Source organism: Nonomuraea guangzhouensis, assembly GCF_019396345.1.
In the GTDB taxonomy this organism is placed as follows: Bacteria; Actinomycetota; Actinomycetes; order Streptosporangiales; family Streptosporangiaceae; genus Nonomuraea; species Nonomuraea guangzhouensis.
The window spans coordinates 1-16,846 of record NZ_JAHKRM010000059.1 but is presented as its reverse complement, the minus strand read 5'-3'; the positions used below and the strand labels follow the sequence as shown (position 1 = coordinate 16,846).

16 protein-coding genes and 2 riboswitches are annotated in these 16,846 nt (G+C 70.7%); of the genes, 4 read left to right on the top strand and 12 right to left on the bottom strand.

Features of this window, described 5'->3' with window-relative positions; genetic code table 11:
* Positions 1–44: 44 nt before the first annotated feature.
* Positions 45–443: a hypothetical protein gene (locus KME78_RS60395; protein ID WP_219539348.1), complete on the bottom strand. Its 399-nt coding sequence runs from the start codon at positions 441–443 to the stop codon at positions 45–47.
* A gap of 113 nt (positions 444–556) precedes the next feature.
* On the opposite strand from KME78_RS60395, the gene KME78_RS60390 reads away from it, so the two are divergent.
* On the top strand, positions 557–1,117 hold the full coding sequence (locus KME78_RS60390; RefSeq protein WP_219539347.1) for a TetR family transcriptional regulator: 561 nt from the start codon (positions 557–559) through the stop codon (positions 1,115–1,117).
* Positions 1,118–1,319: 202 nt separating this feature from the next.
* Positions 1,320–1,517: a DUF5999 family protein gene (locus KME78_RS60385; protein ID WP_214634349.1), complete on the top strand. Its 198-nt coding sequence runs from the start codon at positions 1,320–1,322 to the stop codon at positions 1,515–1,517.
* A gap of 68 nt (positions 1,518–1,585) precedes the next feature.
* Here the strand turns inward: KME78_RS60385 and KME78_RS60380 are convergent, their stop codons facing one another.
* Complete coding sequence (locus KME78_RS60380; RefSeq protein WP_219539346.1) at positions 1,586–2,176, bottom strand: alpha/beta hydrolase family protein; 591 nt, start codon at positions 2,174–2,176, stop codon at positions 1,586–1,588.
* Between the two features lie 81 nt (positions 2,177–2,257).
* On the opposite strand from KME78_RS60380, the gene KME78_RS60375 reads away from it, so the two are divergent.
* Positions 2,258–2,623 carry a hypothetical protein gene (locus KME78_RS60375; RefSeq protein ID WP_219539345.1) on the top strand — a complete coding sequence of 122 codons (366 nt, stop codon included), beginning with the start codon at positions 2,258–2,260 and terminating at the stop codon, positions 2,621–2,623.
* A gap of 54 nt (positions 2,624–2,677) precedes the next feature.
* Here the strand turns inward: KME78_RS60375 and KME78_RS60370 are convergent, their stop codons facing one another.
* The 8 genes from KME78_RS60370 to clsA all read right to left on the bottom strand — a co-directional run bounded on the left by KME78_RS60370 (position 2,678) and on the right by clsA (position 12,691).
* Complete coding sequence (locus KME78_RS60370; protein ID WP_219539344.1) at positions 2,678–3,475, bottom strand: tetratricopeptide repeat protein; 798 nt, start codon at positions 3,473–3,475, stop codon at positions 2,678–2,680.
* Positions 3,476–3,648: 173 nt separating this feature from the next.
* Entirely contained in the window at positions 3,649–6,486 is a 2,838-nt protein-coding gene (gcvP, locus tag KME78_RS60365) for an aminomethyl-transferring glycine dehydrogenase (protein WP_219539343.1), read from the bottom strand.
* A 55-nt stretch (positions 6,487–6,541) separates the two neighbouring features.
* Positions 6,542–6,640: riboswitch (glycine riboswitch) on the bottom strand.
* Positions 6,641–6,734: riboswitch (glycine riboswitch) on the bottom strand.
* 34 nt (positions 6,735–6,768) lie between these two features.
* Positions 6,769–7,389 (bottom strand): MerR family transcriptional regulator, encoded by a 621-nt coding sequence (locus KME78_RS60360; RefSeq protein WP_219539342.1) that lies wholly within the window; start codon positions 7,387–7,389, stop codon positions 6,769–6,771.
* Positions 7,390–7,537: 148 nt separating this feature from the next.
* Entirely contained in the window at positions 7,538–8,008 is a 471-nt protein-coding gene (locus tag KME78_RS60355; protein WP_214634355.1) for a bifunctional nuclease family protein, read from the bottom strand.
* Between the two features lie 109 nt (positions 8,009–8,117).
* On the bottom strand, positions 8,118–8,780 hold the full coding sequence (gene ftsR, locus KME78_RS60350; RefSeq protein WP_219539341.1) for a transcriptional regulator FtsR: 663 nt from the start codon (positions 8,778–8,780) through the stop codon (positions 8,118–8,120).
* Positions 8,781–8,814: 34 nt separating this feature from the next.
* The gene (locus KME78_RS60345) at positions 8,815–9,327 is read right to left on the bottom strand and encodes a double zinc ribbon and FHA domain-containing protein (RefSeq protein ID WP_219539340.1); all 513 of its coding nucleotides are present in this window, start codon (positions 9,325–9,327) and stop codon (positions 8,815–8,817) included.
* Positions 9,328–9,600: 273 nt separating this feature from the next.
* Complete coding sequence (locus KME78_RS60340) at positions 9,601–12,105, bottom strand: mannose-1-phosphate guanyltransferase (RefSeq protein ID WP_219539339.1); 2,505 nt, start codon at positions 12,103–12,105, stop codon at positions 9,601–9,603.
* Positions 12,106–12,109: 4 nt separating this feature from the next.
* Positions 12,110–12,691: a cardiolipin synthase ClsA gene (clsA, locus tag KME78_RS60335; RefSeq protein WP_219539338.1), complete on the bottom strand. Its 582-nt coding sequence runs from the start codon at positions 12,689–12,691 to the stop codon at positions 12,110–12,112.
* Positions 12,692–12,825: 134 nt separating this feature from the next.
* Between clsA and KME78_RS60330 the strand changes: the two genes are divergently transcribed.
* Complete coding sequence (locus KME78_RS60330) at positions 12,826–14,175, top strand: MFS transporter (protein ID WP_246654933.1); 1,350 nt, start codon at positions 12,826–12,828, stop codon at positions 14,173–14,175.
* A gap of 585 nt (positions 14,176–14,760) precedes the next feature.
* Here KME78_RS60330 and KME78_RS60325 read toward each other — a convergent pair.
* Together KME78_RS60325 and KME78_RS60320 are read right to left on the bottom strand one after the other, a co-directional pair.
* Positions 14,761–15,558: a GNAT family N-acetyltransferase gene (locus KME78_RS60325; RefSeq protein ID WP_219539337.1), complete on the bottom strand. Its 798-nt coding sequence runs from the start codon at positions 15,556–15,558 to the stop codon at positions 14,761–14,763.
* A 423-nt stretch (positions 15,559–15,981) separates the two neighbouring features.
* Positions 15,982–16,569: a phosphoribosylanthranilate isomerase gene (locus KME78_RS60320; protein ID WP_219539336.1), complete on the bottom strand. Its 588-nt coding sequence runs from the start codon at positions 16,567–16,569 to the stop codon at positions 15,982–15,984.
* Positions 16,570–16,846 lie beyond the last annotated feature (277 nt).

The window sequence follows — 16,846 nt, the reverse complement described above, 5'->3', positions numbered from 1 at the left end:
TTCACGTGCCGGGGCTTCGTCATGTCATGTCCGCCGCTGAAAGGTCAGCGGGCGGCGGGCACCAGGCGCGGCACGCGCGGGATGCCCCACAGCCGGTTGTCCTCGCGCAGCGTGCGCAGCCGGTCGACCTCGGCGGTCCACATGGCCCCGTCGGGCGTCGCCTTGGCCTTGCGGCGGGCGATGCGGTCGTCGTAGGCCTTGACCCCGAACGTGGCCCGCTGCCCGCTCTCGGCCGCCCGCAGCGCCTCGCTGAGCGCCTTGTCGAACGCCTGCCCGGCGGCGAGCAGCTCGATCTCATCCGCGGCGGCGGCCCGCAGGTCGCGCAGCAGCTCCTCGCTCTGCCGAGCCTTGTCGAGCAACTCGGGGAAGCTCTTGGAGATCTCCAGGTCCGCGTGGTAGCGGACCTCGGCCTCGCGGCTCACCCGCGGACGGAAAAACGCCATCGACTCTGCCCCTCATCCCAATCGGCTCGTATCAAGCGACCAGCGTACGCCCGTCGGCGACACGCTCCATAATCGGACCCGCGCGGCGCCCTTTACATAGTAAGATGATCTCCATGCCCGCCAAGAGACCGCCGGTGCCGCTCTCCCGCGAGCGCATCATCGACGCCGCCCTCCACATCGCCGACTCCCAGGGGCTGCGGCGCCTGACGATGCGCCGGCTCGGCGACGCCCTGCAGGTGGAGGCGATGGCCATCTACCACCATCTGCCCCGGGGCAAGGAGGCGCTGATGGACGCGCTGGCCGAGCACGTCACCGCCGTCCACGTCGAGCAGGGCCCCACCTGGCAGGACACGGCCAGGTCGTGGTGCCGGGCCGGTCGTGAGCTGCTGCGCGAGCACCCGGGCGTTCTGGCGCTCGCGCTGACCAAACCGCCCAAGGGCGGCACGGCGCTGGCCATCAGGGAGCAGACGGAGCAACTCGCCGACGCGGGCCTGGCGGACGCGCAGGAGGCGGTGCGGGCGCTGCGGGCCTTCGTGTTCGGCAGCGTCGCGGTCGAGGTCCAGCAGTCAGGCTGGGCCGACCCCGAGGTCGACGAGTGGACCAGGCGCGACGAGCGCGCAGACGTCGACTTCGAGCGCGGACTCGACGCCTTGCTGCGAGGCTTGCAAAGCTAGTGGGCGTGTCGAGCTTGGACCGTTATCCTGTATAAGGCACGCTGTGTCGAAGGTCACACTTTCGCATCCTCCTGTAACAGTCCTAACGGACTATGTCCGAACGTGTGACATACGCCGCACACTTGAAAGAAAGACAGCACCCACACAGTTCCCGCCCCTACCTATCCGCGGGAGCCATTCACGAGATATCGGAGGCACGCCGATGTGCCCGCACGACCCGGCCTGTCCGGCAGCCGAGGCGCCCGACCGCGAGGCCGCACGTACCCTCGCCTGCCACCCCGAGCAGGGGTGGAGCCTTCTCTGCAACGGCGTCGTCCTTTTCGAGGACACCGGGGAGCTCCTGCCTGGCGGCACCGCCATCGCTCCGCACCGCCCGGACCCGCTCGTCGGCGCCGCCTGAGCCACCCGCTCGCGCGAAGCGCCCCCTGAGCGGCGGTCCGCTCCCAGGCATCCCCTGAGCCGCGCCGCTCACACGTAGCCGGCGATCCACTCGGCGACCACCTCGCCCACCCGGGCGGGGTTCTTTTTCAGATCGTGCCCCTCGCCCGGCAGCACCACGAGGCGGGCCGCGTCGACGGCGTCGGGCACGCCGAACGGATCCCGGTCCCCGTTGACCACCAGCACGTCCACGCCCGCCTCGCGCAACTCCCCGGCCCTGGACTTCTCGGGCCTGCCCGGCGGATGCAGCGGGAACGCCAGCGCCACCGCCGCGACCGCGCCGACCGCCTTGGCCGTACGGCAGGCCACCCTGGCCCCGTTGCTCCGGCCGCCCTGCACCAGCGGCAGCCCCGGCCACCGCGCCCGCAGCTCGCCCAGCACGGCCTCCCAGGCCTCGTCCTGCCGGGCGGCGGAGCCCGGCGCGCGCGCCCCGGCGAGCCGGAACGGTTGCGTCACCCTGGCCACCACGGCCCCCGCGCCCAGGGCGGCGTCGCGCACCGCCAGCAGATCGGGCGCGTCCACTCCCCCGGCTGAGCCATGGGTCAGCACCAGCAGCAGCCGGGGCCGCTCCACCTCGTCGAACTCGACCAGCGCCGGACCGCGCGGCGTCATGAACCGCATGTCAGAACCGTACCTGGGGATGAGTTCGCCATAGACCTCAGGGTTGATGACGGCGTGCCGTGCAGCCGCGATGATGGCCTCATGCCAGAGATGCGCCCCATCCGCGAGGACCTGCAGGCGACGCTCGACGCCCGCCGCGACCTCGGCCCCGACTACGAAGCCGCCCTGGTCGAGTCGTTCGTGGAGCGGCTCGACGCCACGATCGCGGCGCGGGTGCGCGCCGAGCTCCACACCCACGGCGCCGGTCCGGGTCCGGGTCCGGGTCCGGGCAGGTCCAAGAGCCCTGGCGCGGCGATGATCCCGATCGCGCTGGGGTCGATGGGCATCGGCATCCCGCTGACGGGCATCGCGGTGCATGAAGCCGGCGGGCTGGGCCTGGTGATCACCTGGTTCGCCATCGTCCTGATCAACGTCGCCGCGGCCGCCGCCATCATGCGCCGCGGCTGACCACCACGCCGGTCAGGCGTCGCGGTCGTAGCGCAGCCGCACCTCTGCCACAGGTCAGGCGTCGCGGTCGTAACGTAGCCGCACCTCTGCCGCCAGCGTCTCGTCCGCGTGCTCCAGCCCGTACGTCCAGACGCGGTCCGCGTCGTCGGCGCGGCCACGCAGCGGCAGGGTCCTGGCCAGCAGCTCGATGGCCAGAGCGCTCGTCGGCGCGTCACCGCCGTCCTCCACCGCCCCCGCGAACTCCGCGCAGGCGAGCTCCAGGTGCGCTATGCCGAGCTGCACCCGCAGCCGGGCCACCTCGTCCTCAGGGGCCACCTCGAGCGCCTCCAGCAGCACCTCAGCCGCCTCTCCCGGCTCCCCGCGCTCCAGCAGCAGGTCGGCAAGCTGCTGCGCGGCGTGCGCGGCCACGTCCGGCCCGGCGACGGCCAGGGCGGCCCGCAGCTCGTCCTCCGCCCCGTCGTAGTCGCCCGCCTGCACGGCCAGCCGGGCCAGGGCCAGACGCGCCAGCGGGACGTAGGCGGCCGTGCCGACGCCCAGGACGGCCTGCCACGCTCCCCTGGCCTGCTCGGCCCTGCCCTCCCGCTCGAAGCCCTGTGCGAGGTGACAGGCCGCCTGCGCGGCGAACTCCGGATGCCCGGTGGCCAGCGCCACCCTGGCGGCCGCCCGGGCCGCCTCGTGGTCGCCCCGCTCGTCGAGCACCACGGCGAGGCCCACGGCGGCCTGCGCCCGGTCGGGCCCGTCGGGGTCGGCGACCAGCTCGGTGAGTATGGCCACCGCGCCGTCGAGGTCACCCTCCTCGGCCAGGCGGCGGGCGGTGTCCAGAGGCGGAACCTGCAGCTCTGAGAACGTCAAGAGAGCTCCTTAGGCGACGGTCGGACCGAGCCTAACGACTTCCGGTGATCATGTCTTCTCAGCGGCCACCTTGGGTGGGTGACAAGGGAGGAAAACTCCGGACACCGACGAACGAGCGTGGCCCTCTCCACTGCTGCGCAGCGGTGGAGAGGGCCACGGACGCTCACACCCGGTCAGTCCTCGTACGCCTCCAGCGGCGGGCACGAGCAGACCAGGTTGCGGTCACCGTAGGCCTGGTCGATGCGCCGCACCGGCACCCAGTACTTGCCTTCCCGCAGCGACGGCAGGGGGTAGGCCGCCTCGGTACGGCTGTAGGGGTGGCTCCACTCGTCGGCCGCGACGGCCTCGGCGGTGTGCGGGGCGTTGCGCAGCGGGTTGTCGGCGCGGTCGTAGTCGCCCGACGCGACCCGCGCGATCTCGCCCCTGATGGCGACCATCGCGTCCACGAACCGGTCGAGCTCGGCCAGATCCTCGCTCTCGGTCGGCTCGATCATCAGCGTGCCGGCGACCGGGAACGACATGGTCGGCGCGTGGAAGCCGTAGTCGATGAGCCGCTTGGCCACGTCGTCGACCGTGACGCCGGTCTCCTTGGTGATCTGCCGCAGGTCGACGATGCACTCGTGGGCCACCAGCCCGCCGCGCCCGGTGTAGAGCACCGGGTAGTGCGGGGCCAGCCGCCGCGCCAGGTAGTTGGCCGACAGGATCGCCTGCTCGGTGGCCGCGGCCAGGCCGTCGCCGCCCATCATCCTGATGTACGCCCAGGAGATCGGCAGGATGCCCGCCGAGCCGTAGGGGGCCGCGGAGACCGCGCCGACGGGCGAGCCGGAGCGCAGCGGGTGGCCGGGCAGGTAGGCGGCGAGGTGGCCGCGGACCGCGACCGGGCCGACGCCGGGGCCGCCGCCGCCGTGCGGGATGCAGAACGTCTTGTGCAGGTTGAGGTGGGAGACGTCGGCGCCGAACTCGCCCGGCTTGGCCAGCCCGACCAGCGCGTTGAGGTTGGCCCCGTCGACGTACACCTGGCCGCCGGCGTCGTGCACCTTGGCGCAGACCTCGGTGATCGTCTCCTCGAAGACGCCGTGCGTCGACGGGTAGGTGACCATGATCGCGGCCAGCTGGTCACGGTGCTTGTCGATCTTGGTGTCGAGGTCGGCCAGGTCCACGTTGCCCTCGGCGTCGCAGGCCACGACCACGACGCGCATGCCGGCCATGACGGCGCTGGCCGCGTTCGTGCCGTGCGCGGAGGCCGGGATGAGGCAGATGTCGCGGTGCTCGTCGCCGTGGTCGCGGTGGTAGGCCCGGATCGCGAGCAGCCCGGCGAACTCGCCCTGGGAGCCGGCGTTCGGCTGGAGGGAGACCGCGTCGTAGCCGGTCACCTCGGCCAGCAACTCCTCCAGGGTCTCGATGAGGTGGCGGTAGCCCTCGGCCTGCGCGGTGGGCGCGTAGGGGTGGATCCCGGCGAACTCCGGCCAGGTGATCGGCTCCATCTCGGTGGTCGCGTTCAGCTTCATCGTGCAGGAGCCGAGCGGGATCATGGAGCGGTCGAGCGCGATGTCCTTGTCCTGGAGCCTGCGCAGGTAGCGCAGCATCGCGGTCTCGGAGTGGTGGCTGTGGAAGACGGGGTGGGTGAGGTAACCGGACTCGCGGGTCAGCGCGCCGGGCAGCGTGTCCAGCCCCTCGTCGGCGAGCAGATCGGCCACCGGCCCACTGGCGCCGAAGGCGGCGGCGACCCGTTCGAGGTCGGCCGCCGTGGTCTTCTCGTCGCAGGCCACCGAGACGTGGTCGGCGTCGGCCTGCCACACGTTGACGCCGCGCTCGGCGGCCTGCCGGACGACCTCGGCGGCCCGGCCGGGCACCCTGGCCAGCACGGTGTCGAAGAACTCGCGGTGCACGACCTCGACGCCGCCCCGGCGCAGGCACTCGGCCAGCGCGGCGGCGTGCCGGTGTACGCGGGCGGCGATGCGGCGCAGCCCGTCGGGCCCGTGGTAGACGGCGTACATGCCGGCGATGACGGCGAGCAGGACCTGCGCGGTGCAGATGTTGCTGGTGGCCTTCTCGCGCCTGATGTGCTGCTCGCGGGTCTGCAGGGCCAGCCGGTAGGCGGGCGCGCCGTCGGCGTCGACGGAGACGCCCACGAGGCGGCCGGGCATCTGCCGCTGCAGTCCCTCGCGTACGGACATGTAGGCGGCGTGCGGCCCGCCGAAGCCGAACGGCACGCCGAAGCGCTGCGAGGAGCCGATCGCGATGTCGGCGCCGAGCTCGCCGGGCGCGGTGACCAGGGTGAGCGCGAGCAGGTCGGCGGCGGCCACGACGAGCGCGCCGGCCGCGTGCGCCCGCTCGGCCACGGCGCGGAAGTCGCGCAACCGGCCGGAGGCGCCCGGGTACTGGACGAGCACGCCGAAGCACTCGGGCAGTTCGCCGTCGAGCGAGTCCTCCACGAGCGTGATGCCCAGCGGCTCGGCCCGGGTGGCCAGCACCGCCTTGGTCTGGGGCAGCGCGTCGGCGTCGACGACGAACACCTGGCTCTTGGACTTGCCCGCGCGCCGGGCCAGCGTCATCGCCTCGGCGGCGGCCGTGCTCTCGTCGAGCAGCGAGGCGCCCGCCACGGCGAGGCCGGTCAGGTCGGTGACGACGGTCTGGAAGTTGAGCAGCGCCTCCAGGCGGCCCTGCGAGATCTCCGGCTGGTAGGGGGTGTAGGCGGTGTACCAGCCCGGGTTCTCCAGCAGGTTGCGGCGGATCACCGCCGGGGTGATCGTGTCGTGGTAGCCCAGGCCGATCATCGAGGTGAGCACCCGGTTGCTGTCCGCGATGGCCCGCAGCTCGGCGATGACCTCGGTCTCACTGGCCGCGTCGGGCAGGGTGAGCCGGTCCTTGATCCTGATGGATTCCGGGACGGCCACCGCCACCAGGTCGGCCACGGACTCGAAACCCACGGCCTCGAGCATGCGCTGCTGCTCGGGTTCGGACGGGCCGATGTGCCGGGTCGAGAACGGCGGAGCTGCCAGATCGGTCATGAAGGTGCCTCCCGAGGGCTATGGAGACCGGCGCCAGGGCGCGGGCGAGTGCCGGATCTCCCCCTCTGTCATGGCGACCTGAGAGCTTCACCCCATGTGGGCTTGCACCGTCGGTGAGGTGCGCCTGGCGGGCGCACCTGCTTTCCAGAGTTGCCTACCCCGAGCGGTACAGGTGCCTGAGAGATTCCGGGGAGGTTGCTCCTTCGGCGCCCCGGGAACCAGCCCGGGGACTCTCCCGCATGGGGTTATCAGCCTTGCGCTCTACAGGTTACTACCCAATTGCTACCCTATGCGGCGCGCGCGCCGCCGCTGGGCCAGCTCGTCAGCGGGGTGGTCGGCCGGGACGCTGTCCTCGACCGCCGCCCTTTCCCCCGGCAGCTCCGCGAGGGAGCCCTCGACCTCTCGCCAGACCCGGCCGAGCGCGATGCCGAACACGCCCTGCCCGCCCTGGAGCAGATCGATCACCTCGTCGGCCGAGGTGCACTCGTAAACGCTGACTCCGTCACTCATGAGCGTGATCTGCGCGAGGTCGCCCACCCCGCGGTCACGCAGATGTTGTACGGCCGTACGGATCTGCTGGAGGGAGACTCCGGTGTCGAGGAGCCGCTTGACGACCTTGAGCACCAGGATGTCGCGGAAGCTGTAGAGCCGCTGCGAGCCCGAGCCGTGCGCGGCTCTTATCGTCGGCTGGACCAGCTCCGTGCGCGCCCAGTAATCGAGCTGCCGGTAGGTGATGCCGGCCGCCGCGCACGCCGTCGGGCCACGGTATCCGATGTCTGCCGGCAGCGACGCGGGCTGCTCGTCGAAGAGCAGACCCTGCTCTCCGGCACGCTGCCGCGCACTCTCACGCCGCACCGGATCTTCCTGGCCGGTCGTCTTTCCCTCGCCGCTGCTGACCGCCACGCGGACCTCCGGCTTTCTCTCATCCCGTGGCCTGATCTGGGGGTTCGTAAAAGCGCGACCACGGGTTTCACTTGCACCGTAGGACCGTGACCATGCGCAGTCAACGATCCGGCTCGGCGCGTCGTGAAGCCTAAATGCACTGAAATACCTACCCCGCCCGGCCAAAGTCTTCGGGGGTGATCGTGTCAAGGAACTCCCTGAACTTCTCCACCTCATCCTCCTGGTCGTCCGGGATGATCACCCCGGCTTCCTGGACGACTTCTTCGCTGGCGAAGATACGCGCACCGGTGCGGAGCGCGAGCGCGATCGAGTCGGACGGGCGCGCACTCACCTCTACGCCGTTGGAGAACACCAGGTCGGCGAAGAAGATCCCGTCACGCAGCGCAACGATGTTGACCGCGCGCAGGCCCACGCCAAGAGCGCTCAGCACGTCCCTGAACAGGTCGTGCGTGAGTGGACGGGCTGGAGGCTCCTCCGCTTGGGCCAGCGCGATGGCCGTGGCTTCGGTCATCCCAATCCAAATCGGCAGGAACCTCTCCCCGTGTGCCTCCTTGAGCAAGACGATCGGCTGATTTGTGGGCATCTCTACGCGAACACCCACGACCTCCATCTGCAACACGGGCTGCTCCATATTCGACTGGTCGGCGACCCCGGCGCAGCTATTTGGCCGGTCCGCTTCTGCATTTCAACGTAACACCCGAGGGGCCTTGTATGTCCCGCTGGTCCGGTCATCGGCCTAGAACGGTCCGCACGCCCGTACGGACGAGAGAGGCATGCAGGTCGAGCAGCAACGCCGACAGCTCCCTGGCGGCCTCGTCGGCCTCTCCGATGGCCCCTGGGGCGCGCCGTTTGAGTATCGGCGCGATCGTCTGCTCCACCAGCCCGCACTCGCGCTCGGCCGCGGCCTTGACCGCGCGTAGATGCCGGGCGCGCAGGCCGAACCGGGCCAGGGCGCCGACGCTGCGCGCCACGTTGAGCGCCTCCTCGTCGTAGCGCCTGGCCGTCGCCGCGAGCAGCCCGTAGTCCTCGAGCTCGGCGAGCGTCTCCTCGTCGAGCCCGGCCGCCTCCAGCAGCTCGGCACGGCTCAGTCGTACTTCCTGCCGGTCCGGCCGATCGGTCAAGGCCCGCGGACGGCCGAAGTGCTCGGCCATCTTGTCCTTGATCACCCGCAGCGGCAGGTAGTGGTCGCGCTGCTCGGTGAGGATGTAGCGGAGCTGCTCGACGTGCAGGTGAGTGAACTTGCGGTAACCCGACGGGCTGCGCTCCGGCTCGATGAGCCCCTCGCCCTCCAAGAACCGGATCTTGGAGATGGTCACATCGGGGAACTCGCCCTGGAGCATGGCGAGCACCTCCCCGATGCTCATGTGCGAGCGTGCCGCCTGCGCGTTCATGCAGTGCCCTCCGCCAGTCGCTCGCTGCGCTCGCTCATGCGCCGGCGGCGGTCCGCATCAGGAAGACAAGGCGGAACTTGCCGATCTGCACCTCGTCACCGGAGTGCAGCGGCACCTCCTCGATGCGTTCCCTGTTGACGTAGGTGCCGTTGAGGCTGCCGACGTCACGCACGGAGAACTGACCGCCACGCAGGCGGTAGAACTCCACGTGCCGGCGGGAGACCGTGATGTCGTCGAGAAAGATGTCGCTCTCGGGATGTCGGCCCGTGGTGGTGAGCTCCTTGTCGAGCCGGAAACGGCTTCCCTGGTTGGGCCCCCTGGTCACCGTGAGCAACGCCGTGCCCGGCGGCAGCTGCTCCACCAGCGCGCGCTCGGCGAGGAGCATGTCACCGGTCTCAGCCTCGTACGCCTCGATTCCCGCGACGGAGATCGTCGATGTGGTGTCCCCGGCGACCTCCGGTCTGGTCAGCGGTGACCCACAACGGGAACAGAAACGGGCATCCTCGGGGTTGGCGTGCCCGCACTGCGTGCAGTAGACGCTCGGCATCGATCGGCTCGGCCTCCTACCGCGAAGACGCGGCAACGGGGATCTGGACGCGCCTCGCTTCGCTCTTCAAGTTTGCGAATGCCGCAACTTACGCTGATCAGCGGCAAAGGTCAAGGCGAGGCGCTGGACGACGGGTTCGGACGGTGACAAAGTTACCGCCGCCCGAGCCTCAAGGTCCATGCCGCCGCGCGTTTCAACATTACGATCTTGTACGTTCCACCGCCACCTATCCCCCAGAGTTACCCTATGTGACGGTCTGGCGCGAATTCCGGATCACGAGGAGGCCTCCTCGACCAACCGGGCCCAGTGCTCCAGGAGAGACTGGGCGGTGTCCACGTCGGCGGCCTCGGCCCACAGATCGGTGACCGGCTCGGTGGCGGCGGGCAGGATCAGCACCCAGCTCCCGTCGTCCGAGGCCACCCGCACCCCGTCGGTGGTGTCGATGCGGTAGCCGTTCGGCTCGGCCTCGGCGGCCTCGATGACCGAGCGCATCACCGCGCCCTTGGCCGCCCACGGGGTCGGCACCGTGCGCTTGAGCAGCTTGGCCTCGGGGATGCGCGCGTCGATCTGGCTGAGCGAGAGCCGGGTGCGGGCGACCAGGCCGAGCAGCCGCATGAACGCCGCCACCCCGTCGATCGCCGGTCCGAACTCCGGCACCACGAAACCGCCCCGCCCGTCGCCCGCGAAGATCATGTCGTCGTCCACCGCGGCCGAGGTGAGGGCGTCGACCGCCGTGGAGGTCCACCGCACCTGCACACCGTGGAAGCGGCAGACCTGCTCGGCGACCCTGGTGGTGGTCACGGGCAGGGCCACCCGGCCGGCCCGGCGCTCGGCGGCGATCAGGTCGAGCACGACGAGCAGGGCGCGCTCCTCGCCGATGAGCTGGCCCATCTCGTCCACCAGCGCGATGCGCTCGCCGACGGGGTCGAACCGCACCCCGAAGGCCGCCCTGGAGGAGCTCACGAGCTCCGAGAGGCGCTGGAGGTCCCGGCGGCGCTCGGCGAGCGTCTCCGTGGGCGAGATGTCGTCCAGGCGGGCGTTCACGGTGAGCACCTCGACGCCGACCCGGCCGAGCAGCGTGGGCAGGACCAGCGAGGAGGTCCCTCCGGCGCAGTCGACGACGACCTTCATGTCCCTGATGCCGGTCATGTCCACACAGCGCAGCAGCTCGTACGCGTAGTCCTCGACCGCCCTGGCGGGAAAGCGGAGCTCGGCGATCTCGCCCGGGAAGGCGCGCCGGAACTCCTGGCGCGAGAAGACCCGCTCCAGCTTGCGCTGGGCGGCCGGGGGCAGGTCGGCGCCGCGGTCGTCCATGATGACGATGTCGATGCTCTGCGGGTCGCCCGCGGTGGTGCGCAGCGCGATGCCGCCCGCGGCCGACTCCCTGGCCGTGTGGAAGCGGGTCACGGGCAGCGGCGCGGCCTCCAGGTCGAGGACGTTGATGGCGCTGGCGTTGAGCGCACCGATCACGGCCCGCTTCAGCGCCCTGGCGGCCAGTGAGGAGTCGCGCGAGGTGACGACGTGCTCGCCCTTCTTCAGGGTGGTGGCGTACGCGCTGGCCAGTCGTACGCACAGCTCGGGGGTGATCTCCACGTTGACCAGGCCGCTGACGCCGCGGGGGCCGAACAGGCTGCGCTGGCCGCGGGACTCCCAGATGACGCTGGTGTTGACGACGGCGCCGGCCTCGATGGTCTTGAACGGGTAGACCTTGACGCCGCTGGAGACGTACGCCTCGGGCTCGATGACGCACTCGTCGCCGATGACGGCGCTCTCCTCGATGCGGGCCCCGGCCATCACGTCGGTGCTCTTGCCGATCACGCAGCCGCGCAGGTGGGCGCCCGGGCCCAGGTAGACGTTGTCGTGGACGACGGCCCGGTGCAGGAAGGCGCCTTCGCGGACGACCGCGTTGTTGCCGAGCACGGTGTACTCGCGCAGTTCGGCGCCGCCTTCGACCTTGGCGTACTCGCCGACGAGCAGCGGGCCCTTGAGCACCGCGTCGGGGTCGACCGAGGCCGACTCGGCCACCCGGACGCCCGGCGACACCTCGAAGCCGCCGATGTCCACGGCGACCCGGCCGGACAGGGCGTCGGCCTGGGCCTTGAGGTAGCTCTCGTGGGTGCCGACGTCCTCCCAGTAGCCCTCGGCGACGTAGCCGTAGATGGGGGCGCCGCGCTCCAGCAGGCTGGGGAAGACGTCGGCCGACCAGTCGACGGGCTCGCCGGAGGCGACCGCGTCGAGCACCTCGGGTTCCATGATGTAGATACCGGTGTTGACGGTGTCGGAGAAGACCTGGCCCCAGGTGGGTTTCTCCAGGAAGCGCTGGACCCGGTGCTCCTCGTCGACGATCACGATGCCGAACTCGAGGGGGTTCGGCACCCGCTTCAGACCAATGGTCACAAGCGCCGATTTTTCACGATGAAAACGGACCATATCCGACAAATCGATATCGGTCAGGGCGTCGCCGGAGATCACCAGGAATCGGTCGTCGCGCAGGCGGGCCGCGGCGTTCTTCACGCTGCCCGCCGTACCGAGGGGAACGTCTTCCGTGGCGTATTGCAAGCTCATGCCGAGTTCGTCGCCGTCGCCGAAGTAGTTGCGCACGAGCGCGGCCAGGAACTGGAGGGTGACCACGGTCTCGGTGATGTCGTGCCGTTTGAGCAGGCGCAGCACGTGCTCCATGATCGGGCGATTGACCACGGGCAGCAGGGGTTTGGGCTGGTTGGCCGTCATCGGACGCAGCCGAGTGCCCTCTCCACCCGCCATGACGACCGCCTTCACCCGATCACTCCTCCTTGGCCGCGGCTACGAGCCGGCGCACCTGCACCACATAGAGCACCCCCGACCACCAGTACAGGCCCGTTCCCCAGAGCGCAAATGCCCATCCGACAATTCGTGCTATATCGGCATACCACCCAGTGTGGGACGCAAGGAAGAGCAGAGGGAAGGCGTACATGAGGTTGAACATGGCGGCTTTGCCCAAGAAATGCACCTGAAGTGCCTTGTAACCGCTCTTCCGAAGTACGGGAATGAAACAGGCGACGAACAGTTCGCGCCCGAGGATGATCGCCACCAGCCACCACGGAATGACATCACGTAGCAGCAGCGCCAGGATCGTGGCGAAGACATAGAGCTTGTCGGCCGCCGGGTCGATGATCCGGCCGAGCCTGCTCATCTGGTTGAAGGCTCGAGCGATCTTGCCGTCGAGCCAGTCGGTGAACCCGGCGACCGCCAGGACGACGATCGCCCAGGCGTCCGCCTTGGGCCCCAATACCAGCCAGAGGAAGACAGGCACGCCGAGGAGGCGCAAGAAGCTCAGCAGGTTCGGAACCGTCCAGATCCGATCCTCGGCGGAAGTTTCGCTCACGCTGCCGACCCTACTGCCTCGCCTTTCCCGGCAGCGGTGTCAACATCCGGCCTTTCCCGGCAGCGGTGTCGACATCCGCTCGATCCGCTCGTCGCGAGAGGTTAGGTCCATCCGTCACCGCGCAGGGAGAAGGGATGAAGAGGAACGTCCTGATCGTGATGTGCGCGGGCCTGTTCGTCGTCCTGCTGGACGTGACCATCGTGAACGTGGCGCTGCCGTCCATCGCGGCCGACCGGCACGCCGGGCTCGCCGACCTGCAGTGGGTGGTCGACGGCTACCAGATCGCGCTCGCCGGGCTGCTGCTGACGGGCGGCACGCTGGGCGACCGCTTCGGGCACCGGCGGGTGGTGCTGGCGGGATTCGCCCTGTTCGGTGTGGCCTCGGCGGGTTGCGCGCTCGCGCCCGGCGTCGGCGCCCTGGTGGCGGCGCGGGCCGTACAGGGGGTGGGCGCCGCCCTGCTGCTGCCGGGCACGCTGGCGGTCATCACCCGGACCTTCCCCGGCGGCAAGGAGCGGGCCAGGGCCATCGGGGTCTGGGCCGCGGTGGGCAGCGCGGCCCTGCCCGCCGGGCCGCTGCTCGGCGGGGTGCTGGTCCAGACGTTCGGCTGGCCCGCGATCTTCGCGATCAACGTGCCGCTCATCGTGGTGATCTTCGTGGCGGTGCTCCGGGTGGCTCCGGCCGACGTTCCCGAGCCCCGGCCGGTCGATCTGCCCAGCACCGTGACGGGCGCGGGGACGCTGCTGGTCCTGACGTACGCGGTGATCGAGGCGGGGCGCGAGGGGCCCGACTGGCGGCTGTTCGCGCTCGCCGCGGCGCTGCTGGCCGCGTTCGTGCTGATCGAGAAGCGGCGGGAGTCGCCGATGCTGCCGCTGGGACTGCTGCGCCGCCCCTCGATCGCGGTCGGCACGATCGGCTCGGCGATCATGAACTTCGGGATCAACGGCATGATGCTGCTGATCACCCTCTACCTCCAGGGCGTGCTGCGGCTGTCCCCGATGACGGCGGGCGCGGCCCTGCTGCCGCTGTTCGCGCCGCTGGCGTTGCTGTCCGCGCCGTTCGGCCGCCTGGTCGCCCGCCACGGCCCGCGCCTCGTCATGCTCGCCGGGCTCGTCACCCTGGCGGTGGGAATGGGGCTACTGCTGCTGGTACGGGCGGCTTCGCCGTACCTGGTACTGCTGCCCGCACTGACCGTCATCGGACTCGGGGCGGCGCTGCTGACGCCCAGCGTGGTCGCCCTGGCCATGAGCGACCCGCCGCCCGGCCGGGAGGGGCTGGTGAGCGCGATCAACAACACCGCGCGACAGGCGGGCGGCGCGATCGGCGTCGCGGTCTTCGGCGCGCTGGCGGGCACTCCGGGCGGGCCACGCTTCATCGGCGGGTTGCATGGGGCGGCGGCGCTGGCCGGGGCGGCCTACCTCGGGGTGACCGCCCTCACCTTGACCGTCGGCCTCACCACCCGCCACCACGACAAGACCTTGGTCTGACCACCCGAAGGAGATCGCCCCAGACCACCTGGTGGCGCCCCGGACCAGGGCCTTGGAGCGCACCCGACCACCCAAAACACCACACACCACCCCAGACCACGCCACCCGCGACACCCAACCAGCCCCATGGGACACACCCGACCACCCCAAAACCACCCCACACCGCCCCAGGCCACACCACCCGCCGCACCCGACCAGCGCCACGGGACACACCTGACGCCTCCCAATCGCCCCACGCCATGCCACCAAAGACCACACCGCATCACCCGACGACGTACCAGACCAGGCTTGTGGGATACACCGGACCGCCTCAGGTCGTCTGGGCGCGTCGGATCACCCGGGACCACGCCAACTGACCGCAAGGCTCCCGGGGCTCAAGCCAGTGTCGCGTAGGACCGCCTAGGGCCCCGCCAAATCACCGAGACCGACAGACCAACCACCCGGGATCCGCCAGGGCCTGGTGGCAGGGCCTGGTGGCAGGGCCTGGTGGCAGGGCCTGGTGGCAGGGCCTGGTGGCAGGGCCTTGGTGGCAGGGCCTGGTGGCAGGGCGGAAAGCTAAAGCTGAGGGCTGAGGCTGGTGGCTGGTCAGGTGCGGAGGAAGCCGTGAATGTGGCCTGCCGCCTGGAAGCCGAGCCGTTCGTAGAAGTTCTTGGGCCAGTCGCCGGCGTCGGCCACCAGGAACACCAGGTCGCTGCCCGCCGCCTCGGCGAGGAGTGCCCTCATCAGGGTGCGGGCGTGGCCCCGGCCCCGGTGGCGGTCTCCGGTGTAGAGGTCCTCGATCTGTGTGACGCCGCCGTGCGTGTAGATGTCGGCCCTGGCGGCGAGCTCGCCATCCTCGGCTCGTACGCCGCGGAAGCCCACAGTGTCGGCGCCGCGCAGGCGTTCCTCGACGCGTCTGGCGAGCTGGTCGATCACTTGGTCGGCGGCCTCGGGCAGCGTCTCGCGCCAGCCGGCCCGGAGGGTGGGCAGCAACGCGGGCAGGTCGAGATGCTCAACAGGCGCCGCGTCATGCGGGAACGTGCCGCGGAACACCATGACGAGATTGGTCTCGTGCGTGTAGCCCGCGGCCTCGAAGGCGGGCGCGTACGCCTGACCCAGGCGGTCGTCATCGACGTTGACGAGCCGGTGCGCGCGCCCGGCGAGCACCTGGTCGGCCGCCTTGAGCACCGCGCCGGGGTCGGCACCGGACCAGACGACGAGCTTGTTGTCGTCGTACGAGCCGGGGTAGCGCTCGTTGAGCACGGCGAACCCGCCGGGCACTTCGACGGTCCGCCCCGCCTTGCGGCGGGTGAAGTCATGCATGAACGCGACGGAACGGGCGAAATCCTGCGGAGGACCGGCGCCCAGATCGGGACCGTCAGTTCCGGAGTCGATGTCGGTCATGGATTCATCCCTGGAGTCGGCCACTGAGTCACCCTGAGGTCGCCAAACGGACCGCCGACGAAGTTCTCATCGGCGTAGTCGCCGGGGTCACCAACGAGATCGCCACCGGGGCGCCCACCGGCGTAGCCAACGGAATCACCGCCGAAGTCACCACAGAAGACGGCGCCGGAGCCACCACTGAGACCGTCACCGGAGTTACTACCGAGATCGCCGCTGAAGCTCTCACCGCCGGAGCCACCACTGGGGACCGCCACCGGAGCTCTCGCGAGCGTCGCCGCCGAGATAAAGGCCGGAGTCACTGCCGAGGTCACCGCCGGAGTCGCTACGGAGACCGCCACTGGAGACCCCATCAGCATCGTCGGCAGGGCCGCGATCGGCGATCGGCGGCGGGCCCGGGGGCGCCAGATTCGTCACGGAGGTCGGTCATGGGCGGGCCGCCGTGATGAAGCGGCGGATGAGGTCGGAGTCCTTTACGCCGGGCGCCAGCTCGACGCCGCTGGACACGTCCACGCCCCACGGTTCGGCGGCGGCGATGGCCTCGGCGACGTTCGAGGGGGCGAGGCCGCCCGCTAGTATCCAGTGTCCCGAGGGGTGGCCGCGCACTGCCGACCAGTCCCATGGCTCACCGGAGCCGGGGTGAGGGGCGTCCACTATGAGCAGGTCCTCGTCATAGGCGCCGCAGCGTAGGTCGGCTTTGACGTCGACGGCTCTGATCAGGGTGTGGCCGAGGTCCTTCAGCGCGGTGAAGTCGCCGTGCGGGTGCTTGCCGTGCAGTTGGATGCCGCGTACGCCGGAGACGAGCGCGGCGGCGCGGACGGTCTCGGGGGACTCGCCGCGGAACACGCCGACAGTGAGGACGTGGTCGGGCACCGCCGCGGCCAGCTCGGCGGCTCGCTCGGGCGTCACCTGGCGGGGGCTCCGGGTCATCACGAACCCGATGGCGTCGGCGCCCGCCTCGACGGCGGCCGCCACGTGCTCGGGCTCGCTCAATCCGCAGATCTTCACGTACACACCGACGACCCTAGCGGCGCCAGGCGACCCACGGCGACCGTGGCCCAAGCCGAAGTCCAGGCGGGGGCCAGACCGGGTCGGGTCGGAGCCGGGCCGGGTCGGAGCCGGGCCGGGCCAAAGCCGGAGGCCGGAGGCCGGGCCAAAGCCGGGACCCGGGGGTCAGAGGCCGGAGGCCGGGGCTGGGGCCCGGAGCCGGAGGCCGGGTCGGGGGGTCGGAGGCCGGGGGTCGGAGGCCGGGGCGGGCGGGACGCCGGAGGCCGAGAGATCGGAAGAGCGT